The organism is Mesorhizobium sp. Root554 (assembly GCF_001427025.1).
In the GTDB taxonomy this organism is placed as follows: domain Bacteria; phylum Pseudomonadota; class Alphaproteobacteria; order Rhizobiales; family Rhizobiaceae; genus Mesorhizobium.
Window position 1 is genome coordinate 1,322,039 of sequence record NZ_LMGA01000001.1, and the last position, 25,704, is coordinate 1,347,742.

Below are 25,704 nucleotides of genomic sequence, written 5' to 3' on the forward strand. Positions count from 1 at the left end.
CTAAAAGGCGATTTCGGCGTCGATCCCGGAAAGCGGTTGCACCGTGGCGAGAAGCGCCCTCGCCTCGGCCTCGTCGCGTTTCATCTGCGCCACCAGCGCGTCAAGCCCGTCGAACTTTTCCTCGCCTCGGAGATAACCGAAGAACGAGACGCTGCAGATCTCGCCATAGAGATCGCCGGAAAAATCGAACAGGAAGGTTTCCAGCAGCGGTGCGCCATTGTCGTCGACGGTGGGACGCCGACCAAACGACGCGACCCCGTCATGCAGCGTGCCATCCGCGCGGCGGAAACGCACCGCATAGATGCCCTGCTTCAGGCCGAAGGACGGCGAAAGCGTCATGTTCGCGGTGGGGAATCCCAGCGTGCGGCCAAGCTTCTGCCCGCCCGTCACCAGGCTTTCCACCGTATAGCGGTAGCCAAGCAGACCATTGGCCTCGCCGAGATCGCCTTGCGACAGAAGCGTGCGAATGCGGCTGGACGACACCACGTCGGCCCCCTCGTCCCGGAAGGCATCGACCAGCGTGACGCCGAAGCCGTGACGCTCGCCCGCCGCCATCAGAAAAGCGGGGCCACCCTGCCGATCCTTGCCAAAATGAAAATCAAATCCCGTCACCGCATGGCCGACGCCGAGCTTGTGCTCCAGAACGTCGGTGATGAAGGATTCCGCCGAAAGCGACGCGAATTCACGGGTAAAGGGCTGCTCGACAACGGCGTCGAAGCCGACGGCAGCCAGAAGCCGCGCCTTCACCGGCGGCGACGTCAGCACGAAGAGCGGCGTATCAGGGCGGAAAACCGTGCGCGGATGCGGCTCGAAGGTCAGCACAAGCGCCGGCGCCGAACGCTTCGCCGCCTCGTCGAGCGCGCGCTGCAGCACGGACTGATGGCCGCGGTGCACGCCGTCGAAATTGCCGATCGCCACGACGCCGCCACGAAACCGATCCGGCACCGGCAGAGCGCCATCGACACGTTCGAACGACGGTTTTCTCATGCCCGCCCCGTCACCGCAGCCGGGGGATGACGGCGACCGGCCGATAGCCGTGCTTGTCGAGGAAGGCCGCCAGCCTGTCCCGGTCCGGATTGAGCGGATCGCCATAGTCGCGGGCATGGATGCCGGCGGAGACGTAGAGCACGTCGATGCCGTTATCCACCGCGCCCTTGATGTCGGTCATCATGCCATCCCCGATAGCGAGAACCCGATCGCGGCCGATCTCGCGGCCAAGCACGTCGCCGGCTGCCTTCAGCGAGGCCTGATAGATAGGTGCGTAGGGTTTCCCCGCGATCAGCGTACGGCCGCCCAGCTGGCCATAATCCCGCGCCAGCGCGCCGGCGCACCAGATGAGGCGGTCGCCGCGCTCGACGACGATGTCGGGATTGGCGCAGATGAACGGCAGGTTGCGCGCCCGCAACCGCATCAGCAGTTCGCGGTAGTCCTCCGGCGTATCGTCGTCATCGTTCCACAGGCCGGTGCAGACGACAGACTGCGCCTCGAATTCCTCGACCATTTCCACGTCCAGATCGTCGTAGAGGCCAAGATCACGGTCAGGTCCGAGGTGGAAGACCTTGCGCGGTCCCTCGGCGATAAGCTGGCGGGTCACATCGCCGGAACTGACGACGCGGTCGAAACAGTCGTCCGGCACGCCGATGGTCCGCAGTTGAGAGAGCACGGAATCGCTGCGGCGCGGCGAATTGGTCATCAGGACCACCGCGCGGCCGGTATCGCGCACACGCTTCAGCGCCGCGCAAGCAGCCTCGAAATGCGTCTCGCCATTGTGAACGACGCCCCACACGTCGCACAGGACGGCGTCGTAGCGCGCGATGATAGCGTCGAGGGAATCGATCATGTCGGGCAAGGATGCCATGCCGTGCTGCAAACCTTTTCCTTCGAAGGATGGTCGTGGCGGATCGCCAGCAAGGCTCGGATTAACCGAACAGCCTCACCCTGTCACCAGCTTTCGCGCGGACGGACCGCGCATAAATGGAAGGTCAGCGGAGAGCAGACTTCACCAGCCGCCCTTTCTCGGACGGCTGCGCTTCGATTGACGAGGGCCAGCTACATCGGCCTTCGTGGCCTCGACGCGTGTTCCGGCTCCACCACCTTGCGGTAGAGATGCCAGGTCGCATGGCCGAGAACCGGCAGCACGATCGCCAATCCGGCAAAGACAGGGATCGAGCCAATAGCGAGAAGTGCTGCCACCGTCAGGCCCCACAGCGCCATCGGCACCGGATTGGCCATGACGGCGCGCACCGACGTTTCGATCGCAGCGACCGCGCCGACGTCGCGGTCGAGCAGCAGCGGAAAGGCGACGACGGTCGTGGCGAGCACGACGACGGCGAACACGAAACCGGCGGCGTTGCCGAGCAGCATCAGCATCCAGCCGCGTTCGGTCGTCAGCACTTCCTGCAGCAGGCCGCCAATCGATTGTGGCAGGCCGTCACCGAACAGGCTGACATAGATGGATTCCGCCACGAACAGCCACAACAGGAACAAGGCGACCAGCATCGCGCCGAGCACAGCTATCGACGGCAGCGCCGGGGAATGCCGCACATCGAGCGCGTGCCGCCAGGACGTATCCATGCCGAGTTCGCGCCGCCGGCTGATCTCATAGAGACCGATCGCAGCGAAGGGACCGACCAGCGCGAAACCGGTCATCAGCGGATAGATGAGTTGCACCGCGTTCGAGCCGGACGACCAGTAGGTCAGGATGACGCCGACGATGGGATAGATCAGGCACAGGAAAACGTAGTGCGAGGGTTTCGCCCAGAAATCCTCGAAACCGAGACGCAGGGCGTCGGTCAAATCTGCTGCCGTGATGCGCCGAACCGCCGGCTTTACATAGCCGCCGCGTGCATCCGCCATGACATGAAAGCTGGACATAGCCGTCCTCCCGTTGGTTGAAGGCGGCCAGAGATATGAAGGCCGCCAAAGCTGCCACTCGTGAACGAACCGGCAGTCTAGCCGATCTCGCGGAATTTGTCTTTTTATTCGCAGCAGGGAGCCATCTGAATGCGTCATATGGGTTTTTGCCCGTCGCTGCCCGTCAAAAGCCATGATTGTCGCTAAGCCCGATATGATGGCTTTCCTGACCGACACGTCCTCCGATCCGAATGATATGAGCTTGGCGCCGAACCGGCGGCTATTCCTGCAAGGCGCGGGCATGGCCGGCCTGCTGGCGCTGGCGTCCTGTGGCACCATGCGTTTGTCCCGGAACGGCGCGGGCGCATCGTCGTCCGCCGCCGGCATTGTCGCCGGCCTGCGCCGCCAGGAAGGGCTGCCGGCCATGACGCCGGACAGCCGGCTCGAACAAGCGGCGCTGCAGCAGGCCGGCTACATGGCGGCTTCGAAGCGCATGGTCCACACCACCGGCTGGGGCAAGGATTTCGCCACCCGCGTCAAAGGCAACGGCATCGAAGGCGCGGCCGCGGAAAACATCGCCGAAGGCCGCATGGACCTCACCCGGCTCTTCGACATGTGGATGAACTCGCCGCCGCACCGGCGCAATTTGCTCGATCCGCGGTTCGAGCGCTTCGGTCTCGCCTATGTCCGCGACGATAAAAGGCCGGATTGGCGGTATTGGGCGCTGGTTATGGGACGATAGTCGGCAATCGGCAATCGGCAACTGCCTACTGCCTACTGCCTACTGCCTACCTCAATCCATATGCACCGCAGGCGCGCCACCCGCTGGCTTGGCCTTCGGCTTGCGCAGCAGGATGATGAAGGGAATGGCGGCCAGCGTCATCACCATCAGCAGCTTGAAGTCGTTGTTGTAGGAGATCATCTGCGACTGCATGTTGACCATGCCGTCAAGCCGCGAAAGCGCCGCCGGGTCTCCAGCCGCGGCTTGCGGCGACGCAGCCCACAGGTTCGGGTTGTAGGGGTTGATGTAGGTGGACAATTCAGTGTGATTGACCTGGACGTTGCGGCTCAGAAGCATGGCCACGATCGAAACACCGATTGACGAGCCAAGATTGCGCACGAGGCTGAACAGCGCCGTCGCGTCGGTGCGGAAACGCGTGTCGAGTGTGGCGAACGCCACGGTCGACAGCGGCACGAACACCATTCCCATGCCCAGACCCTGGATGACGCCTGAGATGAGGATCAGCTTGTCGTCCATCTCCGGCGAAAAGCTCGCCATGGTGTAGAGCGACTGCGCCGTCAGCAGGAAGCCGATCAGCACCAGGATCCGGGCGTCGATCCGGTTCATGATACGGCCGACGACAAGCATCGCCACCATCGTGCCGACGCCGCGCGGCCCCATGACGACGCCGGTGGTGACGGTCGGATAGCCGAAGATGTTCGACAGCATGGGCGGAAGCAGCGCCATGCTCGCCAGGATCAGCACGCCCATGACGAAGATGAACGCAAGGCCGGTCAGGAAATTGCGGTCCAGGAAAATATGCGGATCGATGAAGGGGTGCTCGGCGCTCGCCATGTGGATGGCAAACACCCAGAAGCCGGTTAGCGACAGGCCGAGTTCGATCCAGATTTCGACCGATGAGAACCAGTCCACCTCGCCGCCGCGGTCGAGCATCAATTGAAGCGCGCCGACACCCAGCGACAGCATCGCGAAGCCGAAGAAATCGAAGCTCCGCACCCGCTTGGCAATCTTGGGAAGGTAGATGGCCATGCCCAGGAAGGCGAGGATGCCGACCGGCAGGTTGATGAAGAACACCCAGCGCCAGTTGAGGTTTTCGGTAATCCAGCCGCCAAGCATCGGCCCCAGGATCGGACCGAGCATGATGCCGGCGCCCCAGATCGCCATGGCCTGGCCGTGGCGTTCCTTCGGGTTGATGTCGAGCAGGAATGTCTGTGACAGCGGCACGATCGCTGCGCCGAAGACGCCTTGCATCAGACGGAACAGCACCATGGTCTCCAGGCTCCACGCCAGGCCGCAGAGCATCGAAGACACGGTGAACCCGATCACGGAGGCCAGGAACAATTCCTTGCGGCCGAGGCGGTCGGCCAGCCAGCCCGTCACCGGCGTCATGATAGCCGCCGCCACGATATACGAGGTCAGCACCCAGTTGATGTTGTCCGGCGACGCGCCGAGATTGCCCGTCATGGTCGGCAGCGCGACGTTGGCGATGGTGGTGTCCAGCGCCTGCATGATCGTCGCCAGCATCAGGGCGATGGTGATCAGGCCGCGATGCGGCACGTTATGGGGATCGACCGAAGCGATCTGGGCCATGGGAGTTGCTTTCGGGCTGGCTTACTCGGCTTCGCCTGCGACGGCATGACCGCCGAACAGGCTGCCCAGCCCGCGGCTCACCTCGGTATCGACGGAGACCGTCGCGCTCATGCCCGTGCGCAGGGCCAGGGCCGCGCCCTCGTCGACCATCTTGAGCCGAACGGGAATGCGCTGTGTCACCTTGACCCAGTTGCCGGTGGCGTTCTGGGCCGGCAGCAGCGAAAATTCCGCCCCGGTGCCTGCCCCGATCGCCTGGACGGTCGCCTCAAAAGTGCGGCCCGGATAGGTATCCAGCACGATTTCGGCCTTCTGCCCCGGCTTCATGTTGGTGAGCTGGGTTTCCTTGAAGTTGGCGTCGATCCAGCTGTCGCTGGTTTCCACCAAGGCAAAGAGAGGCGTGCCGACACCAACGAACTGGCCGACCTTGAAAGACGACGCCTGGTAGACGACGCCGTCCGCCGGCGCGCGCACCGTCGTCTGCGCCAGGTCGTAGGCAGCCTTGTCGCGGGCCGCCAGCGCCGCCAGCACGGTCGGATGATCGTCTGTCTTGATGTCGGGATTGCCGCCGAGCGCAGCCCGGGCGCTCTCGATGCCCTGCAGGGCCACAGCGTCGTCCTGCCTGGCCTTGTCGAGATCGGTCCGCGCCTCGTCCAGCGACGACTTGGCGTTGATGCCCTTGCGGGCGAGGTCGGCGGCGCGGTCATACTGTGACTGCATGTATTTCACCTGGCTGGCGGCGGACTTTTCCTGCGCAATCGCCTGGCCGTAAGCCGCGCGCAACTGTTCGACGCTGACCCGGGCCCCCGCAACGGCGGCTTCGGCCTGCGCCAGCGCGATCTGGTATGGCTGCGCGTCGATCTTGAACAGCACGTCGCCCTTCTTCACCGCCTGGTTGTCGGCCACATCGACTTCCATGATGCGGCCTGCCGCATCGGAGGCGACGGAAACCCGCGCCTGGCGAAGGTTGGCGTTTTCGGTCTCCTGATAGCGGCCACCGGTTATCCAGACATAGCCGCCCGCCACGGCAAGCAGCAGCGGCAGGGCGAGCATGAGGGCAAAGCGTCCGCCGCGCTTCTTCTTGCCCTTGGCTGGCGGCGCCGGGTCGAGCGGAGGCGGCGCCACGGCGATCGGCACAGCCGCCGGCGGCTGCCCTTCCATCTCCAGCTTCGATGCGTTTTCGTCGATCTTGGCTACCGCGTTCATGCCGATGCACTTTCCGAGTTTTTAATGGTCTCGCACGACGGCTGGTCGCCGTCGGCAAGATTGTCCACCATCGTTGTCAGCCCCTTGACCAGGGCCGCCCTGTCGCCGGCGGACAGACCGGCAAGGGATTGCTCATAGACCTCGCCTGCTATGCCCTTGATGTAGGCATAGGCATCCTTGGCCTTCTGGGTTGGATAGATTGTGCGCACGCGCCGGTCGGCGGCGTCGCTGCGGCGCTCGATCCAGCCGCCCTCTTCCATCCGGTCGATAAGACGCGAGACGCTGATCGGCTCGATTTCCAGCAGTTCGGCAAGTCTGGCCTGCGCGACACCTTCCTCCTTGGCGACACGCACCATGAGACGCCATTGCGCCGATGAAAGGCCACTCTCGCCGGCGCGCGCCTCAAAACGCTTGCGCATGAGACGGTGCACGTCGTGGATGAGAAACCCGAGTCTATCTACGCCTTCTGAAACCATGAGCGGCACATATTATGAGCGTGCTCACAATTCAAGATGCCGCAGTGCACAAATTTTTGAAAATATGTGCGACCTGGGGCCATATCGCCTGCATCCGCGTCCGGCTCACTTTCGTCAGCCTGGCTTAAAGCGCCAGATCCCAGGTCTGGCCGACCAGGTCCTTGCCGAAAGAGCTATGCTTTTCCTCGTCCACGAGCACGAACCCGGCCGCCTGATAGATGCGGCGGGCAGAGACCAGAATATCATTGGTCCACAGTGTCAGCGTCTCATATCCCTTCGAGCGCGCAAACGCGATGCATTCCTCCACCAGGCGCTTGCCGATGCCAAGCCCGCGCGCCGATGGTTCCACATAGAGAAGCCTGAGCTTGGCGACAGTTTCCGATTTGCGCACGACGAACACCGAGCCGACGACTTCGCCCTCGCGTTCGGCGATCCAGCACCGCTCGTGCTCGGGGTCGTAGGATTTCACGAACTGGACGAGGATTTCCGCGACCAGCGCCTCATAAGTCTCGTCCCAGCCATATTCCTGCGCGTAGAGCATGCCTTGCCTGCGGGTGATCCAGCCGATGTCGCCGACCTGCAGGGGCCGCAACACATAAGGCTCGCCAGGCTCGGCTGGGTTGAGCAGGCGCTCGACCGTTCGCATCGCCCCGACCAGCCTGGACCGCCTTTCGCCGGACAGGCCCGAAAGCAGTGCCTCGACCTGTTCCTGCGAAGACCGGTTGAGCGGCGCAAAAGCGTCTTGCCCGGCTTCCGTCAGGTTTATCGCCGCCTGCCTGCCGTCGGCTTCGGAAATTTCCCGCACGATCAGCCCGCTCGCCTCGAACTTCTTCAGCATGCGGCTGAGATAGCCGGCATCGAGACCAAGGTCCCGCGAGAGGTCCGTCGCCGTTCGGCCCCGATGCCCGGCAAGCTCATAGAGAACCCGCGCCTCGCTGAGCGAAAACGGGCTCTTCAGCAAACCCTCGTCGAGCAGTCCGATCTGCCGCGTGTAGAAGCGGTTGAAAGCCCGAACCGCCTCAACGGTATCGCCTGGATCGTTTTTCATGACGGTTATCCTCACGGCGCCATCCTCGGCTATTTACTTGACTGAGTCAACTAAATAGCCGGTAGAGGTCTGGACGTGCGCTATGACACTGGGCCGCTCCCCGCCAAAATCGCGGCCCCGCCATTCTTGCGTTCGATGTTCTTATTGACTCCGCGCGGGTGCGGGACTATCTCAGCGCCACGTTAGCACTCACCCAAGATGAGTGCTAACCAAGGTCCGGTTCGACCGGACGGAGGAAATCGTTTCTCATCTTTTCATCTGAGGAAATCAAATGGCAAAGTCGAAATTCCGGCCGCTGCATGACCGCGTGGTCGTTCGTCGCGTCGAATCCGAAGCAAAGACCGCCGGCGGCATCATCATCCCCGATACGGCGAAGGAAAAGCCGCAGGAAGGCGAAATCGTCGCCGTCGGCTCGGGCGCTCGTGACGAAGCAGGCAAGCTGGTTCCGCTGGACGTCAAGGCTGGCGACCGCGTGTTGTTCGGCAAGTGGTCCGGCACCGAAGTGAAGCTCAATGGCGAAGACCTTCTGATCATGAAGGAATCCGACATCATGGGCATCATCGGCTGATCTGAATTCGGCAATCGGCAGTGGGCGGTAGGCAATCGATGCCACTCCCCGACTGCCTACCGCCCATTCCCTACCGCCTCAATTCCGAAGGAATTCAAAAATGGCTGCTAAAGACGTTAAATTCTCCCGCGATGCCCGCGAGCGCATGCTCCGCGGCGTCAACATCCTCGCCGACGCGGTGAAGGTCACGCTCGGCCCCAAGGGCCGCAACGTCGTCATCGACAAGTCGTTCGGCGCCCCGCGCATCACCAAGGACGGCGTCACCGTCGCCAAGGAAATCGAGCTTGAAGACAAGTTCGAGAACATGGGCGCGCAGATGGTCCGCGAAGTCGCTTCGAAGACCAATGACATCGCCGGCGACGGCACCACGACCGCGACGGTCCTGGCCCAGGCGATCGTGCAGGAAGGCCACAAATACGTAGCCGCCGGCATGAACCCGATGGACCTGAAGCGCGGCATCGACCTTGCTGTAACCGAAGTCGTCGGTCACCTCGGCAAGGCCGCCAAGAAGATCAAGTCGTCGGACGAAGTTGCCCAGGTGGGCACCATTTCGGCCAATGGCGACGAGTCGGTCGGCAAGATGATCGCCGAGGCGATGCAGAAGGTCGGCAACGAGGGCGTCATCACCGTCGAGGAAGCCAAGACCGCCGAGACCGAACTGGAAGTCGTCGAAGGCATGCAGTTCGACCGCGGCTACCTGTCGCCCTACTTCGTCACCAACCCGGACAAGATGGTCGCCGATCTCGAGGACGTCTACATCCTCCTCCACGAGAAGAAGCTGTCCAACCTCCAGGCCATGCTGCCGGTTCTCGAAGCCGTCGTGCAGACCTCCAAGCCGCTGCTGATCATCTCGGAAGACGTCGAAGGCGAGGCTCTGGCCACGCTCGTCGTCAACAAGCTGCGCGGCGGCCTGAAGATCGCCGCCGTCAAGGCGCCGGGCTTCGGTGATCGCCGCAAGGCCATGCTGGAAGACATCGCCATCCTCACCGGTGGCCAGGTCATTTCGGAAGATCTCGGCATCAAGCTCGAGAACGTCGGCCTCAACATGCTCGGCCGCGCCAAGAAGGTGTCGATCTCCAAGGAGAACACCACCATCGTCGACGGCGCCGGCAAGAAGGCCGAGATCCAGGGCCGCGTTGCCCAGATCAAGCAGCAGATCGAGGAGACCACCTCGGACTACGACAAGGAGAAGCTGCAGGAGCGTCTGGCCAAGCTGGCTGGCGGTGTTGCGGTCATCCGCGTCGGCGGCGCGACGGAAGTTGAAGTCAAGGAAAAGAAGGACCGCGTCGACGACGCGCTGAACGCGACCCGCGCTGCTGTTGAAGAAGGCATCGTGGCAGGCGGCGGCGTCGCCCTCCTGCGCGCTTCCTCGATGATCAAGGTCACCGGCGTCAACGCCGACCAGGCCGCTGGCATCAACATCGTCCGCAAGGCTCTGCAGACCCCTTGCCGCCAGATTGCGTCGAACGCAGGCGCCGAAGCCTCAATCGTCGCGGGCAAGATCCTCGAGAACAAGGGCGCCACCTACGGCTACAACGCCCAGACCGGCGAATATGGCGACATGATCGCCATGGGTATCGTCGATCCGGTCAAGGTTGTCCGCACCGCCCTTCAGGACGCAGCCTCGGTCGCCGGCCTGCTGGTCACCACCGAAGCCATGATCGCCGAGGCTCCGAAGAAGGAGTCCGCGGGCGGCGGTATGCCGGGCGGAATGCCCGGCGGCATGGGTGGCATGGGCGGCATGGATTTCTAATCCACGTCCTCGGCCTCGATCCGAGGACAGCCCTTCTCAGGCAACATCTACGGAAAGGGCGGCAGCAATGCCGCCCTTTTTGCTTCAAGCGGACGCCGCCGCATGTCCGCGGTCTGAAAAAATCCCGAAAAAATCGGATTTGCGGGAACCCCTCCGGCTCTCACGCATTTATCCACTGTCGAAAGCAGATCGGAAGGAGAAATCCGGAAGATAGGCAGACGACGAAAAGACGCCCCCCGCACGATAAAAGGTGTGAGGGGCGTTTTTTATTTTGCCCCGGAGATTCAGCCCTCGAATGCGGGAAGATGGTCCGGAAAACCGAATCCTTTTTTCCATTGCCTGCCGGAACCCATGCCGCCGCGAACCGTTCTTCCGGACGTGAAACCTTCCCCAGGAGATGCGAAATGGTGAATAAGGATCAGGTGTCGGGCGTGGCCAAACAGGTCAAGGGTTCGGTCAAGGAAGCCGCCGGCAAGGCAACCGGCAACCGCAAGACCCAGGCGGAAGGGATCGCGGACAAGGTGTCCGGCAAGGTTCAGAAGGCTTATGGCGACGCAAAGCAGAAGCTGAAAGACTCGCTCTGATTTTGCGGCGACGATACTCGGACAGACAAGGGCGGCGAAAGCCGCCCTTTTGCTGACCGTCTCCGTCCCGCATGGTCCCTACGCCGCAATCCTCGTACAAAAGGTCGTTGGCAGGTGACAAGGTGTCGCCCATCGGCTATTGACGACTCGTCAGGGGCTTTTACCGGCCTCACCGGTTTGCGGGAGAGAGCAGCGAAAGCTGCCGCCGAAGGGGAAATCGCCCGAAATCTCTCAGGCAAAAGAACCGTAGATCGGAAAGACACTCTGGAAAGTCGGGGCATGATCGCCCCGCGCCGAAGGTGTAAGCGCTGCCGACAGAGTTCCGGGGCGCGAGTCTCTCAGGCTTCAGACAGAGGGGCACGGACTGCCGCTTCAGCGGCTGGATGCGTGCGACTCTGGAGAAGACATGACGGGCGAAAACAATCTGAAATCCCTTCCTCTCGAGGATTTGCACAAGGCAGCCGGCGCGCGTTTCGGCGGCTTTGCCGGCTGGTCCATGCCGCTCACCTATCCGCTGGGCGTCATGAAGGAGCACCAGCACACCCGCGAACATGCTGGCCTGTTCGATATTTCGCATATGAAGCTTTTCGAAGTTTCCGGCGACGACGCGGCAAAACTTCTGGCACGGGCCTGCCCCTTCACTCCCGAGGCTCTCGCCATTGAGCAGTCCAAGTACACGTTCTTTCTGAACGACAAGGCTGGCATCATCGACGATCTGATCGTCACGAGGCTCAGACTGGACAGATACCTCGTCGTTGCGAACGCAGGGAATGCCGAGACAGACGAACAACATTTGCGGTCTCTGGCTGAAGATATGTCCGTCGAAATTAAGCCGCTTGATAGGGTCTTTTTGGCAATCCAGGGGCCTCACGCGTCGGCAGCCCTCGCCCGCATCGGCGTTTTGACCGAATCTCTCAAATTCATGACCGGTGCGGACCGGATGCTTGGCTCTTTCATCAGCCGATCCGGGTACACGGGCGAGGACGGTTTCGAAATCGCGCTTCCCGAAGAGAAAGCGCATTCGTTCGTCGCCGAACTGCTCAAGGACCCGCGCGTCCAGTGGATCGGCCTCGCCGCCCGCGACAGCCTTCGCCTCGAGGCCGGGCTTTGCCTGCACGGCCAGGACATAACGCCCGACACCAACCCGGTCGAGGCCGGCCTCATGTGGGCGATACCCAAGGACATCCGCGCATCCGGCAGCTTCATCGGCGCGGACGCCTTGCGCGCCGTCATCGAGCGCGGCGCACAGCGCAAACGCGTCGGCCTGAAGCCGGAAGGCCGCCAGCCGGTACGCGCCGGCGCTGCCCTGTTCGGCGCCGATGGCAATCCGGCCGGCGAAGTCACCTCCGGCGGTTTCGGCCCCTCGGCAGGCCATCCGGTCGCGATGGGCTACGTTTCAACGCCGCTGGCGAAAGCCGGAACCAGCCTGTTCGCCGATGTCCGCGGCACGAAAATTCCGATGGAAATCAGCCCCCTGCCCTTCACACCTCATCGTTATCACAAAGGATAAGTCCGTATGGCCAAGACCTATTTCACCACCGACCATGAATGGATTCGCGTCGAGGGCGATATCGCGACCGTCGGCATCACCGACTATGCGCAGGAACAGCTCGGCGATCTGGTCTTCGTCGAGCTGCCGGAAGCCGGCAAGGCGCTCTCGCGAGGCGACACCGCCGTGGTCGTCGAATCCGTCAAGGCCGCGTCCGATGTCTATGCGCCGGTCGACGGCGAAATCGTCGAGGCGAACCAGACGCTGTCTTCCGACCCCGCGCTGGTCAACTCCGCGGCCACGGGCGACGGCTGGCTCTGGAAGATGAAGCTGGCCGACACCGGCCAACTCGACGGCCTGCTCGATGAGGCAGGCTACAAGGCCCATATCGGCTAACACCGGGACAAACGTGATGACCGCAGCACCCTATCCCTTTTCCGCCCGCCACATCGGCCCCGGCACAGCCGAAACCCGCGCCATGCTGGCGACGATCGGCGTGCCCTCGGTCGAGACGCTGATCTCGCAGGCCGTGCCGAAGTCGATCCGGCTGCAACGCCCCCTCGACCTGCCCGAACCGGCGACCGAGGCGGATGCGCTGGCCGAACTTGCGGCGAAGATGGCGAGGAACACGGTGCTGAAGAGCTTCATCGGCGCCGGTTATCATGGCGTGCACGTCCCGCCGGTCATCCAGCGCAACCTGTTCGAAAACCCGGCCTGGTACACCGCCTACACCCCTTATCAGGCGGAGATCAGCCAGGGCCGGCTGGAGCTGCTGTTCCATTTCCAGACCCTGGTGACCGAATTGACCGGCCTGCCGGTCGCATCGGCTTCGCTGCTGGATGAGGCGACGGCGGTGGCCGAAGCGGTCGGCATCGCCTTCCGCCATCATCGCGAGAAGCGCAGCAAGGTGGCGCTGGCCGGCGCGGCGCATCCGCAGACGCTGGATGTCCTGCGCACCCGCGCCGAACCGCTCGGCATGGAGGTCGATGGCGATGCCATCGATGAGAACACCGCCGCCCTTCTGGTTTCCTGGCCGGATACGAACGGCGTCTATGGCGATCACAAGGCTGCCGTCGAAAAGGCCCGCGCCGCCGGCGTCATCGTCATTTTCGCCGCTGACCCGCTGGGGCTGACGCTGACCGACACGCCGGCCTCGCTCGGCGCCGACATCGCCGTCGGCCCGATGCAGCGCTTCGGTGTTCCGATGGGTTTCGGCGGCCCGCACGCGGCCTATTGCGCAGTCTCCGACAAGCTGACCCGCCTCATGCCCGGCCGTCTCGTCGGCCAATCGGTCGATGCCCACCGCCGGCCCGGGTATCGCCTCGCCCTGCAGACGCGCGAGCAGCACATCCGCCGCGACAAGGCGACGTCCAACATCTGCACCGCGCAGGCGCTGCTGGCGAACATGGCGGTTTCCTACGCCATCTGGCACGGGCCGGAAGGCCTGCAGGCCATCGCCGCCCGCATCCACGGACTGGCAGCGCGGCTGGCCGGAGGGCTCAAGGCTTCAGGCGTGACGGTGCTCGGCGCCAGCCGCTTCGACACGGTGACGGTCGAGGTAAAGGGCAAGGCGTCCGAAATCGCCACGGCGGCGGAAAGGTCGGGCCGGCTGGTCCGCGTTCTCGATACCGGCCATGTCGGCGTCGCCTTCGACGAGACCTCCACCGAAGCCGACCTCGAAGCGCTCGCCGCGCTGTTTGACGCAAAGCCGGGCGCAGCATCGCAAAGCACCCTGCCCGGCAAGCCGCGCGGCAAGGAGTTCCTCACCCAGCCGGTCTTTCATGAAAACCGCTCCGAAACCGACATGATGCGCTTCCTGCGCCGGCTGGCGGACAAGGATCTGGCGCTCGACCGGGCGATGATCCCGCTTGGCTCCTGCACGATGAAGCTCAATGCCGCCGCCGAAATGATGCCGGTGAGCTGGCCGAGCATCGCCAACATGCACCCCTTCGCGCCCGCCGCGCACTCCGCCGGCTATCGCGACATGATCGCCGAACTGGAAGCCTGGTTGGCCGAAATCACCGGCTTCGACGGCGTCAGCCTGCAGCCGAATGCCGGCAGCCAGGGCGAATATGCCGGACTGCTCGCCATCCGCGCCTATCACAAGGCGCGCGGCGAAGGCCACCGCACCATCTGCCTGATCCCGGCGTCCGCGCACGGCACCAATCCGGCAAGTGCTGCCATGGCGGGCATGGATGTGGTCGTCGTACGCTGCACCGAGGGCGGCAACATCGACATGGACGATTTGAAGGCGAAGGCTGACCAGCATGGCGGCGACCTCGCCGCGCTGATGTTCACCTATCCGTCCACCTATGGCGTGTTCGAGCCCGGCGCGCGCGACATCTGCGAGATCGTCCACAGCCATGGCGGCCAGGTCTATTTCGACGGCGCCAACCTGAACGCGCTGGTCGGCCTCGCGCAGCCGGGCGACATCGGAGCCGATGTCTGCCACATGAACCTGCACAAGACGTTCTGCATCCCGCATGGCGGCGGCGGACCGGGCGTCGGCCCGATCGGCGTCAAGGCGCATCTGAAGCCCTACCTGCCCGGGCACGTCACGGAAGGCTCCGCTCATGCGGTGTCGGCGGCTCCCTTCGGCAGCGCCTCGATCCTGCCGATCACCTGGATGTACATCCGCATGATGGGCGCGTCAGGCCTGAAGCAGGCGACCGAGACGGCGATCCTGTCCGCAAACTATCTGGTGGCACGGCTGGAGGCGTATTTCCCCGTGCTCTATAAGGGCGCCAGCGGCCGCGTCGCGCATGAATGCATCCTCGACACCCGCGTGCTGAAGGACAGCGCCGGCGTCTCCGTCGAAGATGTCGCCAAGCGCCTGATCGACTATGGCTTCCACGCGCCGACCATGTCGTGGCCGGTGGCGGGAACGCTGATGGTCGAGCCGACCGAATCCGAACCGAAGCGCGAACTGGACCGCTTCGCCGAAGCCATGATCGCGATTGCTGGTGAAGCCGAGAGGATCGGCAAGGGCGAATGGCCGCGTGACGACAATCCACTGGCCAATGCCCCGCACACCGCAGCCGAAGCGCTTGCGGGCGAGTGGAGCCATCCCTACTCGCGGCTTGAAGCCGCCTACCCCGGCGGCGATCCGGACACGACCGCCAAATACTGGCCGCCGGTGTCTCGCATCGACAATGTCGCCGGCGACCGCAACCTCGTCTGCTCCTGCCCGCCGGTTTCGGAATATACCGACGCGGCGGAATGATGATGGACAAAGCAGGGCAAGCAACGGCGGCTTGCCCTTCGTCTTTCGGTCACAATAATCAGTGTTTGAAATGGCATCTATTGCCAACCGCCATCAATCTCGTCAAAATTCTTTAATCGGCAAAAAGGAAATCGTTCAGTAGAGCAGTCGGAAATCAAGAAGGGCCAATAATGAGATGTCCGTTTCTTACCGCCGACGAACTCTGCTCGATATATGACACGCGGCCGGAATGTTGCCGCTCGTTTCCTAGTAAATCGCCGAATTGCTTCGTACCCGATTGGTGCGATCTGGATTGCAGGAACTGCAAGGACAAATGCTGCAACTACATTAGCCTGGACGATAAGACAAAAACGCTTCCGGCTGATTTTTACCGATCGCTGGACATCAAGTGTGAGGATTGCACGCACTGTTGGTCACGCGATTAGTAAGCGCCGTGTCCTGACGGCGCCAGGCGCTGGCCGGCAAGAGCATCGAAAAGCGTAAATGGAGGATCAAGCGCGGTTTTTGAGCTTCCTGCGGACCTTTGCGCGGGCGCTTTCGATGCTGTCGGCGAAGGACACCAGCGGCGGTTTGATACCGAACGCCAGGAGGTCGCGACGAATTGCATGGGTCGTGCCCGTGAGAACCACACCCACCGAGCGTCGACCCGCCTTGTGGGCTAGACCTTCGATCGTGTTCGCCGCCGTCGAATCCACGAAGGGCACGGACGAAAAATCGATGATAAGCGCCCTGTGACTGTCGGAAATGCGATCCAGCACCGTGCCTATGGACGCCGCTGCGCCGAAAAAGAAGGCCCCTGATATCCGGTAGACAACCACGTCATGGTCGCTGGCAGCCCCTTCCTCGTAGGACTGGCGACCACTGTTTCCGGTGTCGGACCTGTCCTCCGGCACGAGCGGCAAATCCACCTCGATCGCCGTCGTTCTCGACATGCGGTGAATGAACAGGACTGAGCCTAGAGCGAAACCCACGACGATGGCTTCCGTGAGGTCGCGAAACACGGTCAGCCCGAACGTCGCCAGCAACACCAGCGCGTCGCCTGCCGAGGCACGCAGCAACATGGCGAAGGCATGCCGCTCAACCATATTCCAGCACACGACGGCCAGGACACCCGCGAGGGCGGCGAGCGGTATATAGCTGGCCAGAGGCGCCGCGACGAGAACGAATACAAGCAGGAACGCCGAGTGCATGATCCCTGCGATAGGCCCATGCGCACCTGCACGTACATTGGTTGCCGTTCGGGCGATGGTTCCGGTTACGCATATGCCTTGAAATATTGCGGAGACAATATTGGCCACGCCTTGCGCCACCAGCTCGCAGTTGGACCGGTGACGGCGCCCAGTCATGCCATCCGCCACGACGGCGGACAGAAGTGACTCGATGGAGCCGAGAAGCGCAAAAGCCACTGCATTCGGAAGAATCGCCACCACTTTTTCAATGGAGAATTCCGGCAGTGCAGGCATCGGCAGATGGCTGGATATGCCGCCGAACTGCGTACCGATCGTCGCTACCGGCAACCCGAATGCCGCGGTAACCACCGAAGCAGCCGCCACCCCGATCAGCATGGCAGGCCATTGCGGCCGCAGGCGGCGCACTGCCACGATGCTGACGACGGTGACCGCCGAGACAAGCAGAGCCGATATATTGACGCTCGGTAGCGCGCTCCAGAGAACCGGCAGTTTCTCGAGCAGCGGCCCCGGTTCCGGCCCCGCCAGCGAAAGTCCCAGCAAATCCTTGATCTGACTTGAGAAAATAATCAAGGCGATGCCTGAAGTGAAGCCCACCGTCACGGGATAGGGAATGAACTTGATATAGGTGCCGAGCCGGAAGAGGCCGATTGCCACCAGCATCAGACCGGCAAGAATCGTGGCCAGCAAAAGCCCTTGCATGCCGTGCTGCTGCACTGTACCCGCGACAAGGACGATGAAGGCGCCGGCAGGTCCGCCGATCTGGAAACGGCTTCCGCCCAGCAGCGAAACCACGAGCCCGCCGAAAATGGACGTGTACAAACCCTGCGCCGGCGTGCCGCCCGAAGCGATGGCAATTGCCATGGAAAGCGGAAGCGCCACGATGGCGACCGTGAGACCGGCAAGCGCGTCCGAACGGAAATGAGCGAATGAGTAGCCCTCACGCAGGACGGTGACCAGCTTTGGCGTGAAAAGTTCGGAAAAAGTCGGCCCGCCCACCGTTCTTGCTGGCCCCATCCTTGAAGTCGTCATCGCCATCCATTCTCCAGCGATGCGAACAAGGCCCCTGCCCGTTGGATATTACCGGGTCGGCAGATTCTCTTTCAGACGAACGCCACGGCCACCGCCAACGCTCGTCACACCATCGCCAATCAATTCCACGCCGGCCCGGTCCAATGCCTCGATGACCTTCATTAGGCTATCGACAACCCCGCGCACCGTCCCTTCGCTCGCCTCCATTCGCTGGATAGTCAGGACCGAAAGGCCTGACAGCTTTGCCAGCATTTTTTGGTCGATCCGAAGCAAGGCACGCGCGGCCCGCATCTGTCCTGCCGTGATCATTCTACCGATTCCCTATCAATATTCAAGAATGATATAGCTATCATCATATTTAATACATCATCTCTCATGGATTATCCAAAATGAGGGTCACCCGCCCGCGACCCCATGAACAGAACCTGAACCGACGTGCTTCCGCGCGCAATGCGTGGCAGTATCTGCGGTGATTCGCAGTGACGGAATTTGCGGCAAATATGGACGACATGAACGATCTTTTCGGCGGCTCTGAAAAGCCGGCGCAGCCCGCGCGCCCCGTTTCGCGCCCGGCCGACCCGCTGGTGCAGGCCGCCGCCTCTCCCAGGAAACCTGCCATGCGCGACGGTAGCGAAGGCTATTCCGCCGCCGACATCGAGGTATTGGAGGGACTTGAGCCGGTGCGTCGTCGCCCGGGCATGTATATCGGCGGCACCGACGAGAAAGCGCTGCACCATCTGTTCGCCGAGGTGATCGACAATTCCATGGACGAGGCGGTGGCAGGGCACGCCACCTTCATCGAGGTCGAGCTCTCCGCCGACGGTTTCCTGACGGTGACGGACAATGGCCGCGGCATTCCGGTCGATCCGCACCCGAAATTCAAGGACAAGTCGGCGCTTGAAGTGATCATGACCACGCTGCACGCCGGCGGCAAGTTCGACAGCAAGGTCTATGAGACGTCCGGAGGCCTGCACGGTGTCGGCGTTTCGGTGGTCAACGCGCTGTCCGACTTTTGCGAGGTTGAGGTCGCGCGCGGCCGCCAGCTTTATCGCCAGCGCTTTTCGCGCGGCATTCCGCAAGGGCCGATGGAAACCCTCGGCGAGGTGCACAACCGCCGCGGCACCCGCACCCGTTTCCATCCCGACCCGGACATCTTCGGCAAGAATGCCGCATTCGAGCCGGCCCGCATCTACCGCATGGCCCGCTCGAAGGCCTACCTGTTTGGCGGCGTCAACATCCGCTGGTCGTGCGACCCGTCGATGCTCACCCAAAAGGACGATACGCCGCCAAAGGCGGAGTTCCATTTCCCCGGCGGGCTCAAGGACTACCTCAAGGCCAGCCTTGGCGACGACTTCCAGGTCACCCGCGAGGTCTTCGCCGGCAAGAGCGAGAAACAGGGCGGCCACGGTTCGCTGGAATGGGCCGTGACCTGGTATGGCGGCGACGGCTTCGTCAACTCCTATTGCAACACGATTCCCACGCATGAGGGCGGCACCCACGAAGCCGGCTTCCGCAACGTGCTGACCCGCGGCCTCAAGGCCTACGCCGACCTGATCGGTAACAAGCGCGCCTCGGCCATCATGTCCGAGGACGTGATGATTTCGGCCGCCGGCATGCTGTCCGTCTTTATCCGTGAGCCGGAATTCGTCGGTCAGACCAAGGACCGCTTGGCGACCGTCGAGGCAATCCGGATCGTCGAGAACGCCATCCGCGATCCCTTCGACCATTGGCTGGCCGACAATCCGCAGGAAGCCTCGAAGCTGCTCGAATGGGTGATCGCGCGGTCCGACGAGCGCGTGCGCCGCCGTCAGGAAAAGGAAGTTTCCCGCAAGAGCGCCGTGCGCAAGCTGCGCCTGCCAGGCAAGCTCGCCGACTGCACGCAGAACGCGGCGGCCGGCGCGGAACTCTTCATCGTCGAAGGCGATTCCGCCGGCGGCTCGGCCAAGCAGGCGCGCGACCGGGCCAGCCAGGCGGTGCTGCCGTTACGCGGCAAGATCCTCAACGTCGCCAGCGCCGGCAACGACAAGCTGAACGCCAACCAGCAGATTTCCGACCTGATTCAGGCGCTCGGCTGTGGCACGCGCTCGAAATACCGCGACGACGATCTGCGTTACGACCGCGTCATCATCATGACCGACGCCGACGTCGACGGCGCTCACATCGCCTCGCTGCTCATTACCTTCTTCTATCAGGAAATGCCGAACCTGATCCGGGGCGGCCATCTCTATATGGCGGTGCCGCCGCTCTATTCGATACGGCAGGGCGGCAAGGTCGCCTATGCCCGCGACGACGCGCACAAGGACGAACTTTTGCGCACTGAATTCGCCGGGCGCGGCAAGGTCGAGATTGGCCGATTCAAGGGACTGGGCGAGATGATGGCCGCCCAGCTCAAGGAAACGACAATGGACCGGAGGAAGCGCACGCTGCTTCGGGTCGATGTGGACGAGGCCGATCCGGATGGCACCAAGGACGCGGTCGATGCGCTAATGGGCACCAAGCCGGAAGCGCGCTTCCGCTTCATCCAGGAACGGGCGGAGTTTGCCCTGGCCGAAGTTCTCGACATCTGATCGCTGCGGTTCCATCACTGGATTTTCCGGGTAAGACTGCGGGTCACGCGGGAGACGGACGTGATCCAGACCATCCGAAATTATACGGCGGACACCATCGCCGGCCTCATCCAGCCAACCCCGAGCGACTGGATTTTTGCGTTGCGCACGGTCTCCGCCGGCCTGTTCGCATTGTTTGCCGCCTACGCGCTGAAGCTCGACGACCCGCAATGGGCGATGATGACCGTTTTCATCGTCGCGCAGCCGGTCGCCGGCATGGTGCTGGCAAAAGGCTTCTTCCGCCTGCTCGGCACCATGGCAGGTGCTCTGGCGGCCATCGGCATCACCAAGCTTTTCGGCCCCGAACCCTGGCTGCTCATCGCGACGCTGGTTCTGTGGATCGGCCTTTGCACCTTCGTCTCCTCGCTGCTGCGCAACCCGGAAGCCTATGGCGCGGCGTTGGCCGGCTATACCGCGACGATCATCGCCCTGCCCGTCTTCGGCCAGCCGCACCTTGTCGTCGATATCGCGATCGCCCGCTGCGCCGAGATCGTGCTCGGCATCGTCTGCGCCGGCATCACCAGCCGGCTCATCCTGCCGCAGCTTGCCGGCGACGCCATGAGCGCCCGGCTGAAACGCTGCATCGGCGACCTTGCCGCCTATGCCAGCGGCGCGTTTGGCGGCGGAGAAGCAGCAGCCCTCGAAGCCGCGTACCGCAAGCTTATCGCCGATACCCAGGCGCTTGGCGAAATGCGCGCCTATGCCAGGCTGGAAGCGCCGAGCCTGGCGACGCGGGCGCATTCTGTCCGCCGCACCATCGGCAATCTCCTGTCGGCGCTGTCAGCGGCACGCGCCCTGCACAGCCATATGGCGCCGCAGAACCCCACCCTTCTGCCGGTGCGCGCCGAGCTGAAAGGAATCGTCGAGGAGATGGCGGCGTCCAATCCCGACACGCTCGATGACACAAGGCACTGGATCGACCGGCTGGACCATGCCGCCGCGCTGGCCCGCATTCAAGGTTCGGCGGACGAAGGGCCGGACAGCGTCGGCACGCTGACCCGGCTGACCGTAGCGGCGGAATTCGCCGAAGCCCTGAAACAGGTGATGCGCGGTCTTGATGCCCTGCGCTACCCGTCCGCCACCAGCAGCCGACGACGCCAGCAGCCTGCTCTTGTCATCCATCGCGACTATGAGGCAGCGCTGCGCAATGCCGTCCGCGCCGGACTCGCGACGCTTCTGGTCGGGGCATTCTGGCTGGCGACGCAATGGTCCGAGGCCACCGGCACCGTCATCCTCGTCGCCGTTGTCTCCAGCCTGTTTGCCGCCCGCCCGGCGCCTGTCGAAGTCGCATGGGGCTTCTTCAAGGGAACGCTGCTGGCTCTGCCCTTCGCCTTTCTCGTTGGCCAGCTCGTCCTGCCGGTATTGCCGGGCTTCGGCTGGTTCGCGCTCGCCGTCGTGCCCATTCTGGTGCCGGCGGCGCTTGCCATGGCCAATCAGCGCCATGTCGGCGTCGCCACCGCCTTCGCCATCAATTTCCTGGTTTTCCTCAACCCGCATCAGGTGATGACGTACGCGCCCCTGCCGTTTCTGGCGCAGGCGGCGTCGGTGCTGGTCGGCATCCTTTTGGCGATCGGCGTGTTCATCGTCGTGCTGCCAGTCGATCCGCGACAGCGCGTCACCCGCATCGTCGGCGCCTTGCGCGAGGATTTGATTCGGCTTTGCCTGCACCCCCGCCTGCCCAGGCGATCGGCGTTCGAAAGCCTCTCTTACGACCGCATCAACGAGCTGATGCCGTTTGCACAGCGCGCCGGCAGACGCGGTGAGGCCTTGTTCGGCGGCAGCATCGCAGCCGTCACCGTCGGGCTCGAAGTGTTGAAGTTAAGGGACGCGCCGGAACATTCAGCCCACATCGCCCGCCCCGTCGATGATTTCCTGCGCCTGCTGGCGCGCAGCCTGATCGTGACGTCAGGCAGCGACCCCTTGGCGGCATCGGTCGAAGCGATGCGAAACGCTTCCGCGAAACTGGCTACGGAAAAGTCCTCCGAGGCGCTTCGCGCCGCGGCCTCGATGCGGGTCATCGCCGCCGCCGTCGAGGATTATCCGGCGTTCTTCCACCGGAAGCATTGATCGCTCTCAAGCAGCGGCGATCGCCAGCGCATGGTCGCGGGCATTTTCCCGCAGGGCTTCGAGATGGATCGATTTCACCAGCACGGCCAGATCGCCCTCAGCCTGCTGGCCACCCAGCTCCTTCAGCATCAGCCAGCTGACCTCCTGCACACCGGCGACGCGCTTGCCGTTGGCGACCTCCCGCCAGATTTTCATGGCGCGGACCAGGATTCCATGGGTTGCTTGGGCAAGGCCCGCGGCACGGAACAGCGCCTGTAGCGCCACGTCCTGACCGCCCGCGAGAAGCGCCCTCACCCGTGGCTCGGATTGCTGGGTCAAGGCGACAAGCGCCGAACCGAAGAAATCCACCTTGCCATGCGCCACGGTGCGAATGAGGAACGAAGCAGTCAGGTCGCCGCGCAGCCGCAGATGCTCGATCAGCGCGGCATGCTCCACCGCGCGCGTACTTTCGATCAGTGTCAGCGAGGCCTTGACGCAGGCGTCCCGCGTAACCTTCGCGGCCCGCGCCTGACCGATCAGCGCCAGCACGAACGGCGATCCCTGCAGCGCTTCGCCCAGCTTCACCAACAGCATATGGCGGCAGTCCGCGGGCAACCGGCTGTCGCCGATCAGCGCCTCGCGCACGGCAGGCAGATGGCCGAAGCGCTCTGCCATACGCCGAAAGCTGAGGGAGGCGACATGGGCGCCGCTGTTGGAAAGCAGGACCTTGCAGGCCTCCGCCTCGCCGACCTCGGCGATGGCAGCCGCCAGGGCCATGGAAACCGATGGCCGATCGGCGATCAGCGCCTGGATGGCCCTCTGGTCGCCAGCGACCCGGTCGATGAGATCGGCGTCGGACAATAGCGGAGAGCGCACCAGCACCGCGCCGGAAACCTCCGGCTGGTCGGAGGCGAGCGCGCTGATGATCTGCGGCGGTGCATGAGGGCTCATGGAGAGCACCTCCGCCATCGCCTGCCGCACCTTGGACGAAGGATCGTCAAGCAGCAGGGTCAGCGCCGCTTCCGCCGCGCAGCGGTCGTCGAAAGGCATATCTCTGTCGATGTAGGCGCGGGCCAATGCCGCGGCCGCGGCCACCCGCTCCGAGACTTTTGCCGTATGGATCCATTTCAGGAAATGCGAAACAACCATGCCGCCCGATCGCCCCTGGCCGGAATGGTTCCAGCCCTGCCGAAACCCTAGGCAGAAATGGTTTACGAACGGTTCACCATGTTCATTAACCCGCTTGAAGCGCCGCCGGCCAGCGCTTATCAAACTTGGCAGGAGGATCATCATGGCCGGATTGTATCTTGAGGAATTCATCGTCGGCCATGTCTTCCGGCACACGTTGCGCAAGACCGTGACCGAGAGCGACAACATGCTGTTCTCGGTCATGACGCTGAACCCGCAGCCGCTGCACATCGATTTCGATTTCGCTTCGAAGACCGAATGGGGCAAGCCGCTGGTCAACTCGCTCTTCACGCTCGGCCTGATGATCGGCATTTCCGTCAACGACATGACGATGGGCACCACCATCGGCAATCTCGGCATGAAGGAAACGATCTTCCCGCATCCGGTCTTCCATGGCGACACGATCCGGGTCGAAAGCACGGTCGTGTCTGTGCGCGAATCGAAGTCGAAGCCCGACCGAGGCATCGTCGAGTTCGAGCATCGCGCCTACAACCAGCACGACGTTCTGGTCGCCAAATGCATCCGGCAGGCGATGATGATGAAAAAGCCATCCCAGGCAACCGCCTGATGCGCTCCCTGCTGTTCGTTCCGGGAGATTCGGAAAGGAAGCTGGCGAAGGGCTTCTCGTCCGAAGCCGATGTGGTGATTGTCGATCTCGAGGATTCCGTCGCGCAGCAGAACAAGGATGCGGCGCGGCAGACCGCCGCCGCTTTCATCGCCGCCCAACGCAAAGCCACCAAGGCGGCGGTCTATGTTCGCGTCAACGATCTCTCGACCGGCATGACCGAAGCCGACCTAGCCGCGCTGGTCCCCGTCCGGCCCGACGGCATCATGCTGCCGAAGTCGAACAGCGGTCGCGACGTCCAGCACCTGTCGGCCATGCTGCGGGTGTGCGAGGCGCAAAGCGGCCTGCCGGACGGCGGTATAGCCATCCTGCCGATTATTACCGAGACGGCTGCCGGCGTGCTTGCCGCCTCCACCTATGCCGGAGCCAGCGCCCGGCTGAGCGGATTGACCTGGGGCGCGGAAGACCTTTCGGCGGCAATCGGCGCACGCGCCGCGCGCGATGAAACGGGCCGCTACACCGACGTCTTCCGTCTGGCCCGCACGATGACCATTCTGGCCGCCGGTTCGGCAGAGATCGCGGCCATCGACACCATCTTCCCGGATTTCCGCAATAGCACCGCTCTTGCGACAGAATGCGCCGAGGCCGAGCGTGACGGCTTCACCGGCAAAATGGCGATCCATCCGGATCAGGTGCCGATCATCAACGCGGCGTTTACGCCGACACCGGAAGCCTTGGAGCGCTCGGCAGCGATCGTTGCCGCCTTCGAGGCCGCCGGCGATCCGGGGGTTGTCGGCATCGACGGCAAGATGTACGACCGCCCGCACCTGCGGCTGGCGCAGCGCCTGCTGGCGCGCGGCAAGGCTGCGGGTATCGCTGTCTAGGCGTTATCCCCTCCACGGCCCCGCATATTCGGTCACCAGCTTTGCCGGATCGGGGCGCGGACGTTCCGGCGCCGGGCTGGCAAGCGTGCCGATATGGACGAAGCCGATCACCCGTTCCTGCGGCGCCAGCCCCAGCAGCGCCCTGCCCTCCGGCACGTCAGAATACCAGTTGGAAATCAGGTTTGTGCCATAGCCCAGCGCATTCGCCGCGATCATCAAATTCATCGCCGCCATACCGCCGGAGATGAACATTTCCCATTCCGGGATCTTCGGGCTTTCGCGCGGCACGAAGACCACGCCGATGACCAGCGGCGCACGCGAGAACCGGCTGAGTTCCTGCTTTTGGCGGTTTTCCGCAAGCGGCCCCTCCCGCGCCTCGGCCAGCGCCGCCAGTTTCTCCCCGATCTCGACGCGAGCCTGTCCGCGGTAGACGATGAAGCGCCACGGTTCCAGCCGCCCGTGGTCGGGCACGCGAGACGCGGCGGTGATCATGGTTGCAATATCGGCGTCGCTGGGAGCCGGGTCGCGCAATTCGGGAATCGGCGCGGAATTTCGGGTAAGGAGGAAATCTATGATGGGCGACGTCACGGCGCGATCCTTCAAGTCTGATTTTGGGCTGAAGCGCACCATCGGGAAGTCGGGCGGCTCGGGCTTGCACTGTCGTGCT

General features: G+C 63.4%; 22 protein-coding genes and 1 riboswitch. Of the genes, 11 read left to right on the plus strand and 11 right to left on the minus strand.

Annotated elements, in window-relative coordinates:
* The 3 genes from ASD44_RS06420 to ASD44_RS06430 all read right to left on the minus strand — a co-directional run bounded on the left by ASD44_RS06420 (position 1) and on the right by ASD44_RS06430 (position 2,874).
* Positions 1–987 carry a bifunctional riboflavin kinase/FAD synthetase gene (locus ASD44_RS06420; protein ID WP_056109940.1) on the minus strand — a complete coding sequence of 329 codons (987 nt, stop codon included), beginning with the start codon at positions 985–987 and terminating at the stop codon, positions 1–3.
* Between the two features lie 10 nt (positions 988–997).
* Positions 998–1,858 carry a TIGR01459 family HAD-type hydrolase gene (locus ASD44_RS06425; RefSeq protein ID WP_056109942.1) on the minus strand — a complete coding sequence of 287 codons (861 nt, stop codon included), beginning with the start codon at positions 1,856–1,858 and terminating at the stop codon, positions 998–1,000.
* Between the two features lie 191 nt (positions 1,859–2,049).
* The gene (locus ASD44_RS06430; RefSeq protein WP_056109944.1) at positions 2,050–2,874 is read right to left on the minus strand and encodes a DUF2189 domain-containing protein; all 825 of its coding nucleotides are present in this window, start codon (positions 2,872–2,874) and stop codon (positions 2,050–2,052) included.
* A gap of 235 nt (positions 2,875–3,109) precedes the next feature.
* Between ASD44_RS06430 and ASD44_RS06435 the strand changes: the two genes are divergently transcribed.
* Complete coding sequence (locus ASD44_RS06435; RefSeq protein ID WP_056115567.1) at positions 3,110–3,595, plus strand: CAP domain-containing protein; 486 nt, start codon at positions 3,110–3,112, stop codon at positions 3,593–3,595.
* 51 nt (positions 3,596–3,646) lie between these two features.
* On the opposite strand, the gene ASD44_RS06440 is transcribed toward ASD44_RS06435, so the two are convergent.
* The 4 genes from ASD44_RS06440 to ASD44_RS06455 all read right to left on the minus strand — a co-directional run bounded on the left by ASD44_RS06440 (position 3,647) and on the right by ASD44_RS06455 (position 7,912).
* Entirely contained in the window at positions 3,647–5,176 is a 1,530-nt protein-coding gene (locus ASD44_RS06440) for a DHA2 family efflux MFS transporter permease subunit (RefSeq protein WP_056115569.1), read from the minus strand.
* A 30-nt stretch (positions 5,177–5,206) separates the two neighbouring features.
* Positions 5,207–6,388, minus strand: a complete 1,182-nt coding sequence (locus tag ASD44_RS06445) for an HlyD family secretion protein (RefSeq protein ID WP_056109946.1) — start codon at positions 6,386–6,388, stop codon at positions 5,207–5,209.
* On the minus strand, positions 6,385–6,864 hold the full coding sequence (locus tag ASD44_RS06450; protein ID WP_056109948.1) for a MarR family transcriptional regulator: 480 nt from the start codon (positions 6,862–6,864) through the stop codon (positions 6,385–6,387). The genes ASD44_RS06445 and ASD44_RS06450 overlap by 4 nt, the downstream gene beginning before the upstream one ends.
* A 124-nt stretch (positions 6,865–6,988) precedes the next feature.
* A complete protein-coding gene (locus ASD44_RS06455) occupies positions 6,989–7,912 on the minus strand; it encodes a bifunctional helix-turn-helix transcriptional regulator/GNAT family N-acetyltransferase (RefSeq protein ID WP_156459797.1) in 924 nt (307 codons plus the stop codon).
* A 271-nt stretch (positions 7,913–8,183) separates the two neighbouring features.
* Between ASD44_RS06455 and groES the strand changes: the two genes are divergently transcribed.
* The 6 genes from groES (at position 8,184) to gcvP (ending at position 15,529) form a co-directional block, all read left to right on the plus strand.
* Entirely contained in the window at positions 8,184–8,480 is a 297-nt protein-coding gene (groES, locus tag ASD44_RS06460) for a co-chaperone GroES (protein WP_056100728.1), read from the plus strand.
* Between the two features lie 100 nt (positions 8,481–8,580).
* Positions 8,581–10,233, plus strand: coding sequence for a chaperonin GroEL (groL, locus tag ASD44_RS06465; protein WP_056109950.1), 1,653 nt, complete (start codon positions 8,581–8,583; stop codon positions 10,231–10,233).
* Positions 10,234–10,637: 404 nt separating this feature from the next.
* Entirely contained in the window at positions 10,638–10,817 is a 180-nt protein-coding gene (locus tag ASD44_RS06470; RefSeq protein WP_056109952.1) for a CsbD family protein, read from the plus strand.
* A 170-nt stretch (positions 10,818–10,987) separates the two neighbouring features.
* A riboswitch (glycine riboswitch) is annotated at positions 10,988–11,074 on the plus strand.
* Positions 11,075–11,223: 149 nt separating this feature from the next.
* Positions 11,224–12,327, plus strand: a complete 1,104-nt coding sequence (gene gcvT / locus ASD44_RS06475; protein WP_056109954.1) for a glycine cleavage system aminomethyltransferase GcvT — start codon at positions 11,224–11,226, stop codon at positions 12,325–12,327.
* 6 nt (positions 12,328–12,333) lie between these two features.
* The gene (gene gcvH / locus ASD44_RS06480; protein ID WP_056109956.1) at positions 12,334–12,702 is read left to right on the plus strand and encodes a glycine cleavage system protein GcvH; all 369 of its coding nucleotides are present in this window, start codon (positions 12,334–12,336) and stop codon (positions 12,700–12,702) included.
* A 13-nt stretch (positions 12,703–12,715) separates the two neighbouring features.
* Positions 12,716–15,529 carry an aminomethyl-transferring glycine dehydrogenase gene (gene gcvP, locus ASD44_RS06485; RefSeq protein ID WP_200946404.1) on the plus strand — a complete coding sequence of 938 codons (2,814 nt, stop codon included), beginning with the start codon at positions 12,716–12,718 and terminating at the stop codon, positions 15,527–15,529.
* A 491-nt stretch (positions 15,530–16,020) separates the two neighbouring features.
* Here gcvP and ASD44_RS06490 read toward each other — a convergent pair whose 3' ends face one another.
* Positions 16,021–17,748 carry a SulP family inorganic anion transporter gene (locus tag ASD44_RS06490; protein WP_200946405.1) on the minus strand — a complete coding sequence of 576 codons (1,728 nt, stop codon included), beginning with the start codon at positions 17,746–17,748 and terminating at the stop codon, positions 16,021–16,023.
* A 48-nt stretch (positions 17,749–17,796) separates the two neighbouring features.
* Positions 17,797–18,057, minus strand: a complete 261-nt coding sequence (locus tag ASD44_RS06495; protein ID WP_056109962.1) for a helix-turn-helix transcriptional regulator — start codon at positions 18,055–18,057, stop codon at positions 17,797–17,799.
* A 191-nt stretch (positions 18,058–18,248) separates the two neighbouring features.
* Between ASD44_RS06495 and parE the strand changes: the two genes are divergently transcribed.
* Complete coding sequence (parE, locus tag ASD44_RS06500; RefSeq protein ID WP_056109964.1) at positions 18,249–20,315, plus strand: DNA topoisomerase IV subunit B; 2,067 nt, start codon at positions 18,249–18,251, stop codon at positions 20,313–20,315.
* A 60-nt stretch (positions 20,316–20,375) separates the two neighbouring features.
* The gene (locus ASD44_RS06505; protein WP_056109966.1) at positions 20,376–22,421 is read left to right on the plus strand and encodes an FUSC family protein; all 2,046 of its coding nucleotides are present in this window, start codon (positions 20,376–20,378) and stop codon (positions 22,419–22,421) included.
* Between the two features lie 6 nt (positions 22,422–22,427).
* Here the strand turns inward: ASD44_RS06505 and ASD44_RS06510 are convergent, their stop codons facing one another.
* Entirely contained in the window at positions 22,428–23,549 is a 1,122-nt protein-coding gene (locus ASD44_RS06510) for a DUF2336 domain-containing protein (RefSeq protein WP_056109967.1), read from the minus strand.
* A 142-nt stretch (positions 23,550–23,691) separates the two neighbouring features.
* Between ASD44_RS06510 and ASD44_RS06515 the strand changes: the two genes are divergently transcribed.
* Both ASD44_RS06515 and ASD44_RS06520 read left to right on the plus strand, forming a co-directional pair.
* Entirely contained in the window at positions 23,692–24,156 is a 465-nt protein-coding gene (locus ASD44_RS06515; RefSeq protein WP_056115576.1) for a MaoC family dehydratase, read from the plus strand.
* A complete protein-coding gene (locus ASD44_RS06520) occupies positions 24,156–25,037 on the plus strand; it encodes a CoA ester lyase (RefSeq protein ID WP_056109969.1) in 882 nt (293 codons plus the stop codon). The genes ASD44_RS06515 and ASD44_RS06520 overlap by 1 nt, the downstream gene beginning before the upstream one ends.
* Positions 25,038–25,040: 3 nt before the next feature.
* Here ASD44_RS06520 and ASD44_RS06525 read toward each other — a convergent pair whose 3' ends face one another.
* Positions 25,041–25,625, minus strand: a complete 585-nt coding sequence (locus ASD44_RS06525) for a nitroreductase (protein WP_056115579.1) — start codon at positions 25,623–25,625, stop codon at positions 25,041–25,043.
* Positions 25,626–25,704: the final 79 nt, after the last annotated feature.